Annotated in this window: 18 protein-coding genes; 15 read left to right on the top strand and 3 right to left on the bottom strand. The window is 64.1% G+C overall.

Features of this window, described 5'->3' with window-relative positions:
* The first annotated feature begins 141 nt into the window (after nt 1-141).
* The 6 genes from QC821_RS02795 to QC821_RS02770 all read left to right on the top strand — a co-directional run bounded on the left by QC821_RS02795 (nt 142) and on the right by QC821_RS02770 (nt 6,200).
* Nucleotides 142-1,230, top strand: a complete 1,089-nt coding sequence (locus tag QC821_RS02795) for an ABC transporter ATP-binding protein (RefSeq protein ID WP_309716666.1) — start codon at nt 142-144, stop codon at nt 1,228-1,230.
* Nucleotide 1,231: 1 nt separating this feature from the next.
* The gene (locus QC821_RS02790; protein WP_309716663.1) at nt 1,232-2,332 is read left to right on the top strand and encodes an ABC transporter ATP-binding protein; all 1,101 of its coding nucleotides are present in this window, start codon (nt 1,232-1,234) and stop codon (nt 2,330-2,332) included.
* Nucleotides 2,325-3,212: a carbohydrate ABC transporter permease gene (locus QC821_RS02785; RefSeq protein ID WP_309716660.1), complete on the top strand. Its 888-nt coding sequence runs from the start codon at nt 2,325-2,327 to the stop codon at nt 3,210-3,212. The genes QC821_RS02790 and QC821_RS02785 overlap by 8 nt, the downstream gene beginning before the upstream one ends.
* Before the next feature lies 1 nt (nt 3,213).
* Nucleotides 3,214-4,113, top strand: coding sequence for a carbohydrate ABC transporter permease (locus QC821_RS02780; RefSeq protein WP_309716658.1), 900 nt, complete (start codon nt 3,214-3,216; stop codon nt 4,111-4,113).
* 12 nt (nt 4,114-4,125) lie between these two features.
* Nucleotides 4,126-4,398 carry a DUF2160 domain-containing protein gene (locus tag QC821_RS02775; RefSeq protein WP_076747192.1) on the top strand — a complete coding sequence of 91 codons (273 nt, stop codon included), beginning with the start codon at nt 4,126-4,128 and terminating at the stop codon, nt 4,396-4,398.
* Nucleotides 4,399-4,460: 62 nt separating this feature from the next.
* On the top strand, nt 4,461-6,200 hold the full coding sequence (locus tag QC821_RS02770; protein WP_309716655.1) for an ABC transporter substrate-binding protein: 1,740 nt from the start codon (nt 4,461-4,463) through the stop codon (nt 6,198-6,200).
* 51 nt (nt 6,201-6,251) lie between these two features.
* On the opposite strand, the gene QC821_RS02765 is transcribed toward QC821_RS02770, so the two are convergent.
* Nucleotides 6,252-6,713 carry a DUF6314 family protein gene (locus QC821_RS02765; protein ID WP_309716652.1) on the bottom strand — a complete coding sequence of 154 codons (462 nt, stop codon included), beginning with the start codon at nt 6,711-6,713 and terminating at the stop codon, nt 6,252-6,254.
* A gap of 25 nt (nt 6,714-6,738) precedes the next feature.
* Between QC821_RS02765 and QC821_RS02760 the strand changes: the two genes are divergently transcribed.
* The 6 genes from QC821_RS02760 to QC821_RS02735 all read left to right on the top strand — a co-directional run bounded on the left by QC821_RS02760 (nt 6,739) and on the right by QC821_RS02735 (nt 11,738).
* Entirely contained in the window at nt 6,739-7,620 is an 882-nt protein-coding gene (locus QC821_RS02760; protein ID WP_309716649.1) for a carboxylate/amino acid/amine transporter, read from the top strand.
* A gap of 81 nt (nt 7,621-7,701) precedes the next feature.
* Nucleotides 7,702-8,583, top strand: coding sequence for an NAD(+) kinase (locus QC821_RS02755; protein WP_309716648.1), 882 nt, complete (start codon nt 7,702-7,704; stop codon nt 8,581-8,583).
* A 19-nt stretch (nt 8,584-8,602) separates the two neighbouring features.
* Nucleotides 8,603-9,580 (top strand): metallophosphoesterase, encoded by a 978-nt coding sequence (locus tag QC821_RS02750; RefSeq protein WP_309717396.1) that lies wholly within the window; start codon nt 8,603-8,605, stop codon nt 9,578-9,580.
* A gap of 194 nt (nt 9,581-9,774) precedes the next feature.
* Nucleotides 9,775-10,629 carry a rhomboid family intramembrane serine protease gene (locus QC821_RS02745; protein WP_309716646.1) on the top strand — a complete coding sequence of 285 codons (855 nt, stop codon included), beginning with the start codon at nt 9,775-9,777 and terminating at the stop codon, nt 10,627-10,629.
* Between the two features lie 27 nt (nt 10,630-10,656).
* Nucleotides 10,657-10,908: a YeaC family protein gene (locus QC821_RS02740; protein ID WP_095620925.1), complete on the top strand. Its 252-nt coding sequence runs from the start codon at nt 10,657-10,659 to the stop codon at nt 10,906-10,908.
* A gap of 32 nt (nt 10,909-10,940) precedes the next feature.
* A complete protein-coding gene (locus tag QC821_RS02735; RefSeq protein ID WP_309717394.1) occupies nt 10,941-11,738 on the top strand; it encodes a DUF2797 domain-containing protein in 798 nt (265 codons plus the stop codon).
* Between the two features lie 11 nt (nt 11,739-11,749).
* On the opposite strand, the gene QC821_RS02730 is transcribed toward QC821_RS02735, so the two are convergent.
* A complete protein-coding gene (locus QC821_RS02730; protein ID WP_309716641.1) occupies nt 11,750-13,237 on the bottom strand; it encodes a RimK family protein in 1,488 nt (495 codons plus the stop codon).
* A gap of 156 nt (nt 13,238-13,393) precedes the next feature.
* On the opposite strand from QC821_RS02730, the gene QC821_RS02725 reads away from it, so the two are divergent.
* Together QC821_RS02725 and QC821_RS02720 are read left to right on the top strand one after the other, a co-directional pair.
* Complete coding sequence (locus tag QC821_RS02725; RefSeq protein ID WP_309716638.1) at nt 13,394-13,867, top strand: GNAT family N-acetyltransferase; 474 nt, start codon at nt 13,394-13,396, stop codon at nt 13,865-13,867.
* A gap of 120 nt (nt 13,868-13,987) precedes the next feature.
* Nucleotides 13,988-14,473: a YajQ family cyclic di-GMP-binding protein gene (locus tag QC821_RS02720; protein ID WP_309716636.1), complete on the top strand. Its 486-nt coding sequence runs from the start codon at nt 13,988-13,990 to the stop codon at nt 14,471-14,473.
* Here QC821_RS02720 and cobO read toward each other — a convergent pair whose 3' ends face one another.
* The gene (gene cobO / locus QC821_RS02715; protein WP_309716633.1) at nt 14,474-15,073 is read right to left on the bottom strand and encodes a cob(I)yrinic acid a,c-diamide adenosyltransferase; all 600 of its coding nucleotides are present in this window, start codon (nt 15,071-15,073) and stop codon (nt 14,474-14,476) included.
* A gap of 136 nt (nt 15,074-15,209) precedes the next feature.
* On the opposite strand from cobO, the gene QC821_RS02710 reads away from it, so the two are divergent.
* Nucleotides 15,210-15,998: a sulfite exporter TauE/SafE family protein gene (locus QC821_RS02710; protein WP_309716630.1), complete on the top strand. Its 789-nt coding sequence runs from the start codon at nt 15,210-15,212 to the stop codon at nt 15,996-15,998.

Genomic DNA, 15,998 nt, shown 5'->3' with positions numbered 1-15,998 from the left:
GGTTGTGAGTAAAGATCGGCGCAGGGGCGGCGCTTCGCAGGGTGTTCGGAATTTCATGATTGTATGTTCGAACGAAAGTGCACTAGGGTTCGAGAACACGAGTGACGTCGTCACCCATACAACAAACATGATGAGTTCGGCATGTCTTTGATATTAGAAAATATCGATCATGTAGTCGGCGCCAGCACCCACATCGAGGGCGTCAGCCTGGAGCTGGCGCCCGGTTCGTTCAACGTACTGCTGGGACGCACCTTGGCCGGCAAGACTACGTTGATGCGCTTGATGGCGGGGCTCGAAGCGCCAACCCGGGGCAAGGTAAAGATGCATGGTCGCGATGTCACCGGGGTGCCGGTGCGTAAGCGCAATGTATCGATGGTCTACCAGCAGTTCATCAACTACCCCACCCTCAATGTCTTCGACAATATCGCCTCGCCGCTGCAGCTGGCGCGGGTCGACAAGCAGGAGATCCGCCGCCGGGTGCACGAGACCGCCGAGATGCTGCACATCGAGCATCTCCTCGACCGCTATCCGCTCGAGCTCTCCGGGGGGCAGCAGCAGCGCACGGCGATGGGGCGGGCCCTGGTCAAGGATGCCGACCTGATCCTGTTCGACGAGCCGCTGGTCAACCTCGATTACAAGCTGCGTGAAGAGTTTCGCGACGAGCTGCGCGAACTGTTCAAGGCCAAGAACTGTATCGCCGTCTATGCCACCACCGAACCCAACGAAGCGCTGGCGCTCGGTGGCCACACCGCGGTACTGCATGAGGGGCGGCTGCTGCAGTATGGGCGTACCGAGGACGTCTACCACCGTCCGCGCGATATTCTCACCGCCGAGATGTTTTCCGAGCCGCCCATCAACGTGGTGCCCGGGCTGGTCTCCGGTAGTGAGGTGTCCTTCGACGAGACGCTCTATTTCTCCGCCGATGAGGTGTTCTCGCGGCTGGACCCGGGTAGCTACCACTTCGGCGTGCGCGCCTCGCATATCAGCCTGTCGCGCCACCACCCGAGCGACCTGGAAGTCGAGGTGAGCGTCGAGCTGGCTGAGATCAGCGGGTCGGAAACCTTCCTGCACGTGCGCAACGATATCTTCTCTCTGGTACTGCACCTGGGCGGTGTGCATCGCTTCGACACCGACCAGCGCATCAAGATTTACCTGCCTACTCACAAGATGTACGCCTTCGACCAGCATGGCGCCATCGTGCATGTGCCAAGCCACCGGGGAGGGCACTGACATGGCCGAGATCATTCTCAAGTCGCTGGCCCACAGCTACTCGGCGAGCCCGAGCGGCCCCGAGGACTATGCCATCCGCGAGATGAGCCATACCTGGCACCAGGGAGGCGCCTATGCGCTGCTGGGGCCGTCTGGCTGTGGCAAGTCGACGCTGCTCAACATCATCTCTGGACTGCTCACGCCGTCCGAGGGTGAGGTGGTCTTTGACAAGCAGATCGTCAACGACCTCCCTCCAGAGGAGCGCAACATCGCCCAGGTGTTCCAGTTCCCGGTGGTCTACGACACCATGACTGTATTCGACAACCTGGCGTTTCCGCTACGCAATATCGGTACCCCGGAAAGCAAGGTCGAGCCGCGGGTCAGGGAGATCGCCGATATCCTCGACCTGTCGGCGCAGCTCACCCGCAAGGCCAAGAACCTTACCGCCGATGAGAAGCAGAAGGTCTCCATGGGACGCGGCCTGGTGCGCGACGACGTCTCGGCGATCCTGTTCGATGAGCCGCTGACGGTGATCGATCCACAGCTCAAGTGGAAACTGCGCCGCAAGCTCAAGGAGATCCACGAGCAGTTCAATATCACCATGATCTACGTCACCCACGATCAGCTCGAGGCCTCGACCTTCGCAGACAAGATCGCGGTGATGTACGAAGGGCAGGTGGTGCAGTTCGGTACGCCTACCGAGCTGTTCGAAGCGCCCGCGCACACCTTCGTCGGCTACTTCATTGGTAGCCCCGGCATGAACTTCATTCCCGTTAGCGCCACCTCGGGTTCGCTAATGTACGGCGACCTCGCGATCCCGGTGAGCCAGCATCTTGTCGACCGCGCGCGGGACTGTGGCACCGACAACCTCAAGCTGGGGATTCGCCCCGAATTCATCGAGGTGGCCGATGCGCCCGATGACCAGGCGCTCGCGGTCAGCGTCAAGGACGTCCAGGACCTGGGCACCTACCGCATCATGTCCTGCTACCTGGGAGACGAGCTGTTCAAGGTGCGCTTGAACGAAGATCAGCCGGTGCCGCACGAGGTCGCCTATCTGCGTTTCCCCGAGCGCTGGCTGGGGCTCTACGCCGACGAATACCGAGTGGAGATGGAGCATGGTTAATAAGGTATATAACAATAGAGCCTGGCTGCTGGTGCTGCCGATGCTGGTGCTGGTGGCGTTCTCGGCGATCATTCCGCTGATGACGGTGGTCAACTACTCGGTGCAGGACGTGTTCGACGCCAACACCCGCTTCTTTACGGGGGTCGAGTGGTTCGAGCGTACTCTGAATAACGCCGGCCTTCAGGCGGCGCTGCTGCGTCAGTTCGCCTTCTCGTTCACCGTGCTGGCGATCCAGGTGCCGCTGGGCATCGGGATTGCACTGTTGATGCCCAAGCGCGGCTGGCAGGCTTCGGCGGTGCTGATCCTCATCACCCTGCCGCTGCTGATTCCATGGAACGTGGTCGGCAGCATCTGGCAGATCTTCACCCGCGGTGATATCGGCCTGATGGGGGCCGGGCTGCGCGGCCTGGGCTACGGCTACAACATTACCCGCGATCCGGTGGATGCCTGGGCGACGATCATCCTGATGGACGTCTGGCACTGGACGCCGCTGATTGCGCTGCTCTGCTACAGCGGCCTGCGCTCGATCCCCGAGGCCTACTATCAGGCGGCGCGCATCGATCGGGCCTCCAAGTGGGCGGTGTTCCGCTATATCCAGTTGCCCAAGCTGACCAACGTGCTGGTCATCGGCGTGCTGTTGCGCTTCATGCACTCCTTCATGATCTACGCCGAGCCCTTCGTGTTGACCGGCGGCGGGCCGGGGAGCAGTACCACCTTCCTCAGCCAGTCGCTGACCACCATGGCCATCGGCCAGCAGGACCTGGGGCCATCGGCGGCATTCTCGCTGATCTATTTCCTGATCATCCTGCTGGTCTGCTGGGTGTTCTATACCGCGATCATGAACATGCAGAAAGACAAGGCCGAACGGGGAGGCGTCTGATATGAACCAGCGAATCGACACCCACGTCGAGCAGGCGAGCGCCTCGCAAGGGACGGAAAGTGAAACATTCCAGCGTGCCGAGGCGAGCAAGCGCGGTCGCTCACGGCTGCGCCCGCGGACCCTGCTGGGGCTCTACCTGATATTCATCCTGCTGCCGATCTACTGGCTGCTGAACATGTCCTTCCAGACCAACAGCGAGATTCTTGGCTCCTTCTCGCTGTGGCCGCAGAACTTTACCACGGCCAACTATACGGGCATCTTCACCGATTCCTCCTGGTACATGGGCTACGTCAACTCCATCGGCTACGTGCTGATGAACATGCTGATCAGTATCTCGGTGGCCTTGCCGGCGGCCTACGCCTTCAGTCGCTTTCGCTTCATCGGCGACAAGCACCTGTTCTTCTGGCTGTTGACCAACCTGATGGCGCCGCCGGCGGTGTTTCTGCTGCCCTACTTCCAGCTCTACTACTCGGTGGGACTCTTCGATACCCATATTGCCGTGGCCCTGGCGCACTGCCTGTTCAACATCCCGCTGGCGATCTGGATTCTCGAGGGGTTCATGAGCAGCGTGCCCAAGGAAGTGGATGAGACCGCCTATATCGACGGCTACAGCTTCCCGCGCTTCTTCGTCAAGATCTTCATTCCGATGATCCGCTCGGGGATCGGCGTGACGCTGTTCTTCCTGTTCATGTTCTCGTGGGTGGAGCTGCTGTTGGCCAGGACGCTGACAGCCACCAATGCCCAGCCGATAGGCATGATCATGACCCGCACCTCGACCGCTTCGGGGATCGACTGGGGCACGCTGGCTGCGGCAGGGGTGCTGACCATTCTGCCCGGTATCGTGGTGGTCTATTTCGTTCGCAATCATATCGCCAAGGGCTTTGCCCTGGGCCGTACCTGAGGGGATACGCAGATGGCTTGGATGGTCTGGACCCTACCCACGGCGGTGTTCTTCTCGACGATTGCCGCGATTCTCGCCGGCATGACCGCCTGGGAGGTGATCTCACCCACGGTGGAGCGCAAGGGCTTTCTGCCGATTGCCACCACCCGCGGTGATCGCTTGTTCATCGGGCTGCTCAGCGCGGCCTACATTCATCTGATCGTGGTGGGCTTTACCGACATCACGATCTGGTTCGCCCTGGCCGTGTCAGTGGTTTGGCTACTGATACTGATGCGCTGGGGGTGAGACGAAGTACACGGATGGATTTCGCGTCAAGGAAGACAACAATAAGCAATAACGAGGTCATCATGAAACATACCAGGATGAAACTGACGGTGCTCGCCAGCAGCCTGATGCTCGCCTCGGCGGCGCTCCACGCTGACAACCACGATGCCAGGGCCATCGCCGAAAGGCTGGTGGATGAACACTTCCAGAATTCGACGCTGTCCCGCGAGGAGCAGATCGAGGAGCTGCTGTGGTTTGCCGAGGCGGCGGAGCCGTTCCGCGGCATGTCGATCAGCACCGTCGCCGAGGGGCTTGCGACGCACGAGTACGAGCGTGATGTGCTGGCCGAGGCCTTCACAGAGCTGACCGGTATCGAGGTCACCCACAACATCATCAACGAGGGTGATCTGGTCGATACCATGCAGAACCAGATGCAGTCGGGCAACAGCATCTACGACGGCTTCATCAACGACTCCGACGCCATCGGCACGCATATCCGTTACGGCACCACCATCAACCTTTCCGAGGCCATGGAGAACGAGTGGGCGGACTTTACCTCGCCAACGCTGGATCTCGACGACTTCATTGGCATCCAGTACACCACCGGTCCGGACGGCAGTATCTACCAGCTGCCGGCCCAGCAGTTCGCCAACCTCTACTGGTTCCGCTATGACTGGTTCGAGCGCGAAGACCTGCAGGAGCAGTTCCGCGACATCTACGGCTACGACCTGGGCGTGCCCACCAACTGGACCGCCTACGAGGAGATCGCCGAGTTCTTCACCGAGCACGTTGGTGAAATTGACGGCCAGCGCGTCTACGGTCACATGGACTACGGTCGCCGTGACCCGTCGCTGGGCTGGCGTTTCCACGACTCCTGGCTCTCCATGGCCGGCATGGGCAGTCCCGGGGTGCCGTTTGGTAACCCGGTGGATGACTGGGGCATTCGCGTCGACGAAGAGAGCCGTCCGGTGGGCGCCAGCGTGACCCGCGGCGGCGGCACCAATGCGCCGGCCTCGGTGTTCGCCATGCAGAAAGCCGTGGACTGGCTCAACGCCTACGCCCCGGAAGAGGCCCAGGGCATGACCTTCGGTGAAGCCGGCCCGGTGCCAGCCCAGGGCCAGATCGCCCAGCAGATCTTCTGGTATACCGCCTTCACCGCCGACATGACCGACCCCAGCGTGCCGGTCACCGACGACGAGGGCAATCCCAAGTGGCGCATGGCACCGTCTCCGGTGGGGCCGTACTGGGAAGAGGGCATGAAGGTCGGCTATCAGGACGTGGGCTCCTGGACCTTCTTCGACTCCACCCCGGAGGACCGCCGCACGGCGGCCTGGCTGTTCGGCCAGTTCACCGTCTCCAAGTCGGTGTCGCTTGAGAAGCTGATGCACGGCCTGACGCCGATCCGCGAGTCGGACATCTTCTCCGATCAGATGACCGAGCTGGCGCCCAAGCTGGGCGGCCTGGTGGAGTTCTATCGCAGCCCCAACGAGTCCAACTGGACGCCGACTGGCACCAACGTGCCCGACTATCCGCGCATGGCCCCGCTGTGGTGGCAGAACCTGGCGCCGGTGATGAGCGGTGAAGTCACACCCCAGGAAGGTCTCGACAACCTGGCAGGGGCGATGGACGACATCATGGCGCGCCTGGCACGGGCCAACGTCTTCGAGACCTATGCGCCGGTGCTCAATGACGAGCAGGATGCGGAGTACTGGTTCGAGCAGGATGGTGCACCCAAGCCCAAGCTCGACGACGAGATGCCGCAGGGCACCACGATCCCCTACGACCAGATGATGGAAGAGTGGATGGCCGCCGGTACCCGTTGATCGGCAACTAGCCTCCATTGCCCCGCACGGCTCAGCGCCGGCGGGGCTTTTTTATGCCTGGCGGTAGCGGTAGTAGAGCCGTTCGTCCTTGCGTGGGCCACTGATCCGCCAGTCGAGGTCGACGCCATCGTCGCGCAGGGTCAGCCGCGCGCTGTACCGATCGTCGCCGCACAGGTGGGCATCGCGGGCGACCAGGACGCCCTCCTCGGCGCTGGTCACCAGATCGAACAGCCATACCGCATGCGCCTTGCCGCGGCGCTCGTGATAGAGACCGATATGCTCGTCGTGCAGCGCCCAGCGATAGACGTTGCGAAAGGCTACCTCGGCGTCGCCGCGGTCGAGCCTGAAGCGGCCCTGTTCGTGGAAGCGTAGGCCGTCGGGGTCGCGGGCGATCCTCACGCTACCCTGGCCGCTGCCGCTCCAGGCGCACTGCGAGCGCTCGCCGGAACAGGAAGTGAAGCTGACCCGTGCGATGCTGGCCAGTCGCTGAGTGACGCGTATAATGTCCGTCAACTTTCCAATTCTCAAGGGTTCACTAATGAGTTATCTGATCGGCATCACGGCGCTGTGGGCCTTCTCGTTCTCACTGATCGGCGTCTACCTGTCGGGCCAGGTCGACAGCTATTTCGCGGTATTGACCCGGATCGCCCTGGCGGCGCTGCTGTTCGTGCCGTTTCTCAAGCCGCGGCTGCTGGCACATCGCCACAAGCTGGCGCTGATGGGCATCGGGGCGATACAGCTGGGGCTGATGTACGTGTTCTTCTACCAGTCCTTCCTGCTGCTGTCGGTGCCCGAGGTGCTGCTGTTCACCATCTTCACGCCGCTCTACGTGACCCTGCTCGACGATGCCATGGCGCGCCGCTTCTCGCCATTCTACCTGCTCACCGCGCTGCTTGCCGTGCTCGGCGCGGCGGTGATTCGCTATGACGGCATCGACAGCGGCTTCTGGCAGGGTTTCCTGGTCGTGCAGGGCGCCAACCTGTGCTTCGCCTTCGGCCAGGTCGCCTACCGCCATCTGGCCGCGCGACTGCCCGCGGAGTTGCCGCAGCTGGGCGTGTTCGGCTGGTTCTACCTGGGTGCGCTGTGCCTGGCGGCGGTGGCCTATCTGCTGCTCGGCAACCGCAGCATGCTGCCCACCACGGGGCTGCAGTGGGGCGTGCTGCTGTGGCTGGGCCTGGCGGCCTCGGGAGTGGGGTACTTCCTGTGGAACAAGGGCGCGACGCTGGTCGATGCCGGGGCGCTGGCGATCATGAACAACGCCCTGATCCCCGCTGGTCTGCTGGTCAATCTGGTGATCTGGAACCGCGATGCCGACCTGCTTCGGCTGGCGCTGGGCGGCGGCATCATCCTCGCTGCGTTGCTGATCAACGAGTGGTGGGTCAAGCGCCGCAAGGCGCTGCACGCCTATCGCCAGGCCTGAAGCATACTCGCAGCAACGGGGGCGTTTGCCCGGGCCGAGGGCACGCCGCATAATGATCGGCCTCGGCACAAGGGCGATAACATGACGACTTTCAAGACCATCGGCCTGATTGGCCGGCTGGGCAGCGCCAAGGTGGTGGACACCCTCAAGCGGCTGATCCGCTTTCTCGACGGCCACGGCTATGCGCTGGTGATCGAGGATCGAACTGCCACGGTGCTGCTCGACCACGGCCACCGCGAGGCGAGCCGCGAGACCCTCGGCGAGATCTGCGACCTGGCGATCGTGGTGGGTGGCGATGGCAGCCTGCTCGGCGCAGGCCGGGCGATGTGCCGCAGCGGTACCCCGGTGCTCGGCGTCAATCGTGGACGGCTAGGGTTCTTGACCGATATTTCGCCCAACGAGCTGGAGGAGCGCGTCGGCGAAGTGCTGGCTGGCCACTACGAGGTCGAAGAGCGCTTCCTGCTCGACGCCGAGGTGTATCGTGGCGAGGTGCTGGTGGGCGCCGCCGATGCCCTCAACGACGTGGTCATGCACCCCGGCAAGGCGGTACGGATGATCGAGTTCGAGCTGTTCATCGACGGCCACTTCGTCTATAGCCAGCGCAGCGACGGCCTGATTATCGCCACCCCAACCGGCTCCACCGCCTATGCGCTGTCCGGCGGCGGGCCGATCATGCATCCCAAGCTCGACGCCATTACCCTGGTGCCGATGTTCCCGCATACCCTGTCGAGCCGGCCGATCGTGGTCGACGCGGCGTCCGAGATCCGCATCCATATCGGTGAGACCAACGAGGCCTATCCCCACGTCAGCTGCGACGGCCAGACCAAGGTGGTCTCCAAGCCGGACGACATTCTCCACGTGCGGCGCAAGCCGCAGCGCCTGACGCTGCTGCATCCCCACGGCTACAACTACTACGAAGTATGTCGCAGCAAGCTCGGCTGGAGCAGCCGGTTGGGAGATTGAGGTGACCCTGGCGTCCACTATCGAAGGCTATGATCTGATCGGCGACGTGCACGGCTGCGGGGCGACCCTGGCCGCGCTGCTCGAGAAGCTCGGCTACCACCAGCGTGGTGGCGTCTATCGCCATCCACGGCGCAAGGTCATCTTCCTCGGCGACCTGATCGATCGCGGGCCGCGGATTCGCCTCGCGGTCAATATCGCGCGGCGCATGGTGGAGGAGGGCGAGGCGCAGATCGTCATGGGCAATCACGAGTACAACGCCCTGGCCTACTGTCATCGCCTCGGCGACCACGGTTGGCTGCGCCCGCATACGCCACGCCACAATCGCATCATCATGAATACCCTCGAGCAGTACCGCGACCACCCCGGCGAGTGGGACGACGTGCTGGCCTGGTTCATGCAGATTCCGCTGTTCCTCGACCTCGGCGAGCTGCGCGTGGTGCACGCCTGCTGGGATCAGGCGCTGATTGACGCGCTGCGCCGCGAATGTCCCGACGCGCGCCTCGACCGGGCCATGCTCGAGGCCTCGGTGGATCCCGACACCCTGGCCTTTCGTGCCCTCGACAGGCTGACCCGCGGCAGCCACCTGCCGCTTCCCGAAGGCACCGAGATTCACTCCGGCGACGGCTTTACCCGCAAGACCTTTCGCACCCATTTCTGGGCGCGCGATCCGCAGTTCTATGGTGACGTGGTCTTCCAGCCCGACAACCTGCCTGACGATCTCGAACTGCGCCCGCTGAGCGACGCCGAGCGCCAGCGCCTCAGCTACTACGGCCCGGAGCAGCCGCCGCTGTTCATCGGTCACTACTGGTGCGAGGGCATCCCGGCGCTGCCGGCACCCAACATCGCCTGCCTCGACTACAGCGCGGTGAAATACGGCCGACTGGTGGCCTATCGCTGGAGCGGCGAGCAGCGCCTGGATGCCAATCATTTCGTGTGGGTCAGCGTGCCCCGTGAAGAGCAGGCACGGCCGCAGCCTTGGGAAATCGACTTCGACTAGGATGAAACAAATCGTTACACAATTTTTTATGCCGGCGGCTGAACTCATGGCCGCTGGGCCTATCAGAGTAAGTGTTCCCTTGAATGATCCCTTGCTTTAGATCCGGCGGCCCCCTCCGCCGGATTTTTTCTGTGCGTCGGGTATCATGTGCGCCAGAGATTGGCCGATAGGCGCCGTCGAGAAAGGAAGACGCCATGTACAAGGTGCTTGAACTGCCCCGCGATACCGACACCCGCCCGCTGCGCGAGGCGCTGTGGGCGCATCGCATCGGCCACCGCTTCACCGAGAACGAGCACGGCTACACCCTGTGGCTGGCCGACCTCGAACAGCGCGAGGCGTTGATGCAACTGCTCGAGCGCTGGCGCAACGGCGAGGCGCTCATGCCCGAGGGCAAACGCCGCGCCGCCAGCGGCGGCGGGACCGCCTCGCTGGTCACCCCGTTTTACCTGGCGCCGATCACCGCCGGCTGCGTCGCCTTGAGCCTCGCGGTGTTCGGGCTGATGGCGCTGTTCGGCGATATGGTCATTGCGATGCTGGCGATCGTACCGCTGGGGGTATCCAACGGCAGCCTGGTGGCGATGCCGCTGGGCGAAGCGCTGGCGTCGGGGCAGGTATGGCGGCTGCTGTCGCCGGCGTTTCTGCACTTCGGCTGGATGCACCTGATCTTCAACATGCTGTGGCTGTGGTATTTCGGCCGCCAGATCGAGGCGCTGCAGGGCTCACGGCAGATACTGATGCTGGTGCTGGTCAGCGGCATCGGCGCCAACCTGGCCCAGTACGCTACCGGCACGGTGCTGTTCGGCGGCATGTCGGGGGTCGACTATGCGCTGCTCGGCTACGTCTGGCTGATGTCGCGGCGTGCACCACACAGCGGTTTCTTCGTGCCGCAGATGCTGGTGGTGTTCATGCTCGGCTGGATGGTCTTCACCATGACCGGCTTTGCCGGCATGGTCGGTTTCGGCAATGTGGCCAACGAGGCCCACGTCGGCGGACTGGCGGTGGGTCTGGTGCTGGGCTGGTACTATAGCGAGCGTGCGCGGCGCCGCTGAGCCGCGTGACGCGAACAGGAGAGAGCAATGAGTGAGATGACCTTCGATCGCATGGTGGAGCAGATGTCGCCGGCGATCTATGCAAGCCTCAAGCAGGCGGTGGCGCTGCGCAAGTGGCCCGATGGGCGGGTGCTCAGTGCCGAGCAGGTCGAGCTGTGCCTGGAGGCGGTGATCAAGTACGAAGCCGAGCACAAGGTGCCCGCCGAGGAGCGCGTTGGCTACCTGGAACGCACCAGCTGCAGCAGCGACGGCGAGGACAGCATCAAGTGGGTGAACTGATCGACACCGCCGTGCAGGGCTGTCTGACCAAGATGGCGATCGTCCCGGGCAGTGGCGATGCGCCGGCCCAGTACACGCTGCGCGCCGGCGAGGCGCGCCTCGACCTCAATGCGCGTCTCGGCCAGTCGCTGGCGCTGCGGCACACCGGTGCCATCGCCTGCACCCACTGCGGGCGGGCTACCAAGAAGAGTTTTGCCCAGGGCTACTGCTACCCGTGCTTCAAGAAGCTGGCGCAGTGCGATACCTGTATCGTCAAGCCCGAGACCTGCCACTTCGATGCCGGCACCTGCCGCGAGCCGGAGTGGGCCGAACGCCACTGCTTCCAGCCGCATGTGGTCTACCTGGCCAACTCCTCGGGGCTCAAGGTGGGCATTACCCGCGCCACCCAGATGCCGACCCGCTGGCTCGACCAGGGGGCGATCCAGGCGCTGCCGATCATGGAGGTCGACACCCGCCAGCAGTCGGGGTTCGTCGAGATGCTGTTCAAGGAGCAGGTCGCCGACCGCACCAACTGGCGGGCGATGCTCAAGGGCGAGGTCGAGCCGCTTGACCTGATCGCCGAGCGCGACCGCCTGATGGCCAGCCTCGACAGCGGCCTGGCCGGCCTGCGCGAGCGTTTCGGCGCCGATAGCCTGCGCCCGCTGGATGCCGCAGCGCTGCACTTCGACTATCCGGTGCTCGAGCATCCGCAAAAGATCGTCTCGCACAACTTCGACAAGCAGCCCGAGGTCGCCGGTACCCTGCTGGGCCTCAAGGGCCAGTACCTGCTGCTCGATACGGGCGTGATCAACCTGCGCAAGTTCACCGGCTACGAGGTCCGCGTGGCCTGACGTAGAGCGGCTCAGCGCTGCAAGCGGCGGCGTGCCTCCATCCGTTCCAGAAACACCGCCATGATGCGCTCGTAGAGTCGGGCGCCCATCACCGCATCCTCGATGCCGGCGTCGACGTTGGGGTTGTCGTTGATCTCGATCACCACCACCCGCTCGCCGATCTGCTTGAGGTCGACGCCGTACAGGCCATCGCCGATCAGCCGGGTGGCCTTGAGGGCGGACTTGAGCACCGCCGGCGGCACCTCGTGGGGTGGGTGGGTACTGAAGCCGCCGCTCTTCACCTTGCCGTTGGCGTGCTGGTAGATCTGCCAGTGGCCGCGCGCCATGTAGTAGCGGCTGGCAAACAGCACCTGGCCGTCGAGCACGCCGATGCGCCAGTCGTACTCGGTGGGCAGCCACTCCTGCAGCAGCAGCAGCGCCGAGCTGTCGAACAGCCGGCGCGCCTCCTCGACCAGCTGTGCGTGGGACTCGATCTTGACGATGCCGCGGGAGAAGGCGCCATCGGGCACCTTGAGCACCATGGGGTAGGTCAGGTCGGCAACCTTGCCGGGCAGCGCGGTGAGGTCGTCGCGATGCAGCAGCAGGCCGTCGGGGCAGGCGATGTGCTTGGCGCGCAGCAGCGCATGCAGGTAGACCTTGTTGGTGCAGCGCAGGATCGAACGCGGGTCGTCGATCACCACCAGTCCCTCATGCTCGGCGCGGCGCGCCATGCGGTAGGTGTGATGGTCGAGCGCAGTAGTCTCGCGTATGAACAGCGCATCGAACTCGGCCAGGCGACCGGCATCGCGGCGGGTGATCAGCGATACATCGATACCCAGCCGGCGACCGGCGCGGATGAACTGCTTCAGCGCGCTCTTGTTGCTCGGCGGCAGCGCCTCCTGGGGGTCGACCAGGATCGCCAGGTCGAAGCGATAGCGGCGCCGCGCCTTGGGCGTGCGCCATACCTTGCGCGAGTGGCGGTTGAGTGCACTGGCGAACAGATCCTGCTCGTCCGGGGCCAGCGAGGTCAGCGGCAGCGGCTTGAGCCGGCTCAGCCGCCAGCCGTCACCGCGATGGCTGAAGCGCGCCTCGAGCAGCGGGCAGGGCAGTCGCTCGAACAGTCGGCGGGCCAGCTTGGCCAGCGCTGCCTCCTGGCACTCGCCGAACATCACCCGCAGGGTCAGTTCATCGCCGCTCAGGGCGCCACGCCGTGACAGGTCGCCGAGCAGCGGGGCGAGGCTCTCCAACTGCAGGTCGATCAGCGCCTTGCGCGACAGCTGGTTGAGGGTCTCGACGCTGGGCAGCACGCGCTGGCCACGGGCCTGGGCGAGCAGCGACACATAGTAGCCGGTGTCGAGGTAGTCGAGCCCGGCGCACAGGTTGATGACATGCGTCGCGGCGTCGTGCTGTGGCGACAGCCGCTCATCGGCAAGAAAGTCCGCAGCGCTGATCAGGTCGTCGCTGGGGTAGTAGGGGCGCCAGTCGGCGGGCTGGTCGACGACGATTCGCAGCGGACACATGTCATGGGCTCCGGGGCAGGGGAGATTCGGCGCTAGCATGCGACCAAGGTGGCGCAGGAACAATAGCGCATCATGGTGAAATAATTTCATCTTGCCAGACGCTGACATGCGTTGGCAGTACAGCGACAATCCGCGCAAACGCCACGATACGCGACCATGACCACGCAACTGCGCCCGGCGCACCCCTCCGATCTCGACGCCCTCTGCCAGCTGGAGCACGACTGCTTCGACGGCGACCGCTTCAGCCGACGTCAGCTGGCCCACCTGCTCAAGGGCGCCAACGCGGTGACCCTGCTGGCGGTAGCCGACACCGGCGCGCTGCTCGGCTACGGCACCCTGCTGCTGCGGCGCAACAGCCGCCAGGCGCGGCTCTATTCGTTCTGCGTACGCCCCGAGGCCCGCGGCGGCGGCCTGGGGCGGCGCCTGCTCGATGCGCTGGTGGCCGAGGCGCGCCACCGCGAACTGGCGGCCATAACCTTGGAAGTACGCGCCGACAACCGCGTCGCCCTAGGGCTCTACCGCCGCGCCGGCTTTCAGCTGGTGCGCTGGCTCGACGACTACTACGTCGACGGCTGCGCCGCCTGGCAGATGCAGAAGCGCCTCGAGAGCGAGGCACGCGAGGCGGGGTAGAGTAGAGCCGGCCGATCCGTCTCGAGCCGTGTGGCTATCTGCGCTAGGCACTGGGCAGCGGGTGCAATGCTCGCGGGCCTGGCATAGAATCGTCGCCAGTTTTCCAAGGAGCCCACGCCAATGCCCTCTTTCGATATCGTCTCCGAGTTCGACAAGCACGAAGCCAGCAACGCCGTCGACCAGGCCAACCGCGAGATCCAGACGCGCTTCGACTTCAAGGGCGTGGACGCCAGCTTCGAGCTCAACGGCGAAGTGGTCTCGCTGCAGGCCGATGTCGACTTCCAGCTCAAGCAGATGCTCGACGTGCTGCGCAACAAGCTGATCGCCCGTGGCATTGATGCGCGCTGCATGGAGGAGCAGGACCCGGTACTGTCCGGCGTCAAGGCTCGCCAGGACGTCAAGCTCAAGCAGGGGCTCGAACAGGCCGACAGCAAGGCGATCATCAAACAGATCAAGGACAGCAAGCTCAAGGTCCAGACCCAGATCCAGGGCGACAAGGTGCGCGTGACCGGCAAGAAGCGCGATGACCTTCAGCAGGTCATCGCCCTGCTCAAGGGCGAGCAGGGACCCGATCTGGCGCTGCAGTACGATAACTTCCGCGATTGATCAGTAGTCGATGCCGCGGCGCGCCTGCAGCCCACTATTGAAGGCGTGCCGGGTCTCCTGCATTTCGGTGATGGTATCGGCCATCGCTAGCAGCTCGCGATGCGCATTGCGTCCGGTGACGATCACCGTCTGCTCCCGCGGGCGATTCTCCAGCGCCGCGCGAACGCTGGCGATATCGAGGTAGCCGAACTTGAGCATATAGGTGATCTCGTCGAGTACCACCAGATACACCTGTGGGTCGGCCAGCATGCGCTCCGCATCCCGCCACACCACCTGGCATGCCTGGGTATCCAGCTCGCGGTTCTGGGTCTCCCAGGTGAAGCCGGTGGCCATGATCGCCACCTCGAGGTTGGCATCCTCCTCCAGCCGCTGGCGTTCGCCGCACTCCCATAGCCCCTTGATGAACTGCACCACGCCGACCTTGTAGCCATAGCCCAGCGCGCGGGTCACCGTGCCCCAGGCAGCGGTGGTCTTGCCCTTGCCGTTACCGGTGAACACCAGCAGCTGGCCGCGCTGCTCGGTGGCCTGGGCCACCTTGTCATCGACGTGGTTCTTGAGTTTTTGCATCGACGTCTGATGGCGCGCCTGGCGGTCGCTCATGGTGGCTCCTGGTGATGGACGAAGGAGGTCAAAGCCTACGCCAGCCAGGCCCGCACGTCATCTCAGAGGGAAATACCGTGTATCCTCGAATGGAATTCTATTAGGCACACCCATCACTGTTCTGGAGCGAGCCTGGATGCTGACAGCGCTGCTGTTCTTCTGCCTGGTGGGCGCCTTCGCCGGCATGATCGCCGGGTTGTTCGGTATTGGTGGGGGTGTGGTGATCGTGCCGGCGCTGATCGTCGCTCTCAATCAGCAGGGCGTCGACCCCTCTGTAGTGATTCATCTGGCCATCGGTACCTCGCTAGCGATCATCACCGTGACCGGTGCCTCCTCGGCGCTTGGGCACTGGCGAAAGGGCGCAGTGTTGGTCGACCTGCTCAAGCGCATGCTGCCCGGCCTGGTACTCGGAGCGGTACTGGGAGGCCTGATTGCCGACCAGCTGCGCGCCGAACTGCTGGAGCGCTACTTCGGCGTATTCATGCTGCTGCTGGCACTGCGCATGCTGTTATCGGGACCACCCAAGGCTGGCCGACGGGCTGCGGGCCTACCGGTGATGTTCACCGTGAGTACCCTGATCGGTACCTTTTCGGCGCTGTTCGGCGTTGGCGGCGGGGTGCTCAGCGTTCCCTGGCTGGCACGCAACGGCGCCAGCCTGGCGCGTGCCATCGGCACCTCGGCGGCCTGTGGCCTGCCGATTGCCGCGGTGGGGGCGGCGACCTTCATGCTCACCGGCCAAGGCCAGGCTAGCCTGCCGACATACGCGACAGGGTATCTCTACTGGCCGGCGTTCGCCGGTATTGCGCTATTCAGCGTGCCTTGTGCCAGGCTCGGCGTACGGCTCGCGCATCACTTGCCGCCGCGGCTTCTGAAGCGTCTGTTTGCGCTGTTGATGCTGTTGGTCGGCCTGACCCTGATCCTCTGA

The organism is Franzmannia qiaohouensis (assembly GCF_031451695.1).
Classification (GTDB): Bacteria; Pseudomonadota; Gammaproteobacteria; order Pseudomonadales; family Halomonadaceae; genus Franzmannia; species Franzmannia qiaohouensis.
Note: the sequence above shows the minus strand (reverse complement) of the source record. Positions and strands in the feature narration are given on the sequence as shown.

Bases quoted from the DNA above. Each gene is read 5' to 3' on its own strand.
- QC821_RS02730 (WP_309716641.1), bottom strand. From the start codon at position 13,237: ATGTGTCCGCTGCGAATCGTCGTCGACCAGCCCGCCGACTGGCGCCCC.
- cobO (WP_309716633.1), bottom strand. From the start codon at position 15,073: ATGAGCGACCGCCAGGCGCGCCATCAGACGTCGATGCAAAAACTCAAG.
- QC821_RS02725 (WP_309716638.1), top strand. From the start codon at position 13,394: ATGACCACGCAACTGCGCCCGGCGCACCCCTCCGATCTCGACGCCCTC.
- QC821_RS02790 (WP_309716663.1), top strand. From the start codon at position 1,232: ATGGCCGAGATCATTCTCAAGTCGCTGGCCCACAGCTACTCGGCGAGC.
- QC821_RS02795 (WP_309716666.1), top strand. From the start codon at position 142: ATGTCTTTGATATTAGAAAATATCGATCATGTAGTCGGCGCCAGCACC.
- QC821_RS02740 (WP_095620925.1), top strand. From the start codon at position 10,657: ATGAGTGAGATGACCTTCGATCGCATGGTGGAGCAGATGTCGCCGGCG.
- QC821_RS02735 (WP_309717394.1), top strand. From the start codon at position 10,941: ATGGCGATCGTCCCGGGCAGTGGCGATGCGCCGGCCCAGTACACGCTG.
- QC821_RS02720 (WP_309716636.1), top strand. From the start codon at position 13,988: ATGCCCTCTTTCGATATCGTCTCCGAGTTCGACAAGCACGAAGCCAGC.
- QC821_RS02755 (WP_309716648.1), top strand. From the start codon at position 7,702: ATGACGACTTTCAAGACCATCGGCCTGATTGGCCGGCTGGGCAGCGCC.
- QC821_RS02760 (WP_309716649.1), top strand. From the start codon at position 6,739: ATGAGTTATCTGATCGGCATCACGGCGCTGTGGGCCTTCTCGTTCTCA.
- QC821_RS02710 (WP_309716630.1), top strand. From the start codon at position 15,210: ATGCTGACAGCGCTGCTGTTCTTCTGCCTGGTGGGCGCCTTCGCCGGC.
- QC821_RS02770 (WP_309716655.1), top strand. From the start codon at position 4,461: ATGAAACATACCAGGATGAAACTGACGGTGCTCGCCAGCAGCCTGATG.
- QC821_RS02745 (WP_309716646.1), top strand. From the start codon at position 9,775: ATGTACAAGGTGCTTGAACTGCCCCGCGATACCGACACCCGCCCGCTG.
- QC821_RS02780 (WP_309716658.1), top strand. From the start codon at position 3,214: ATGAACCAGCGAATCGACACCCACGTCGAGCAGGCGAGCGCCTCGCAA.
- QC821_RS02785 (WP_309716660.1), top strand. From the start codon at position 2,325: ATGGTTAATAAGGTATATAACAATAGAGCCTGGCTGCTGGTGCTGCCG.
- QC821_RS02775 (WP_076747192.1), top strand. From the start codon at position 4,126: ATGGCTTGGATGGTCTGGACCCTACCCACGGCGGTGTTCTTCTCGACG.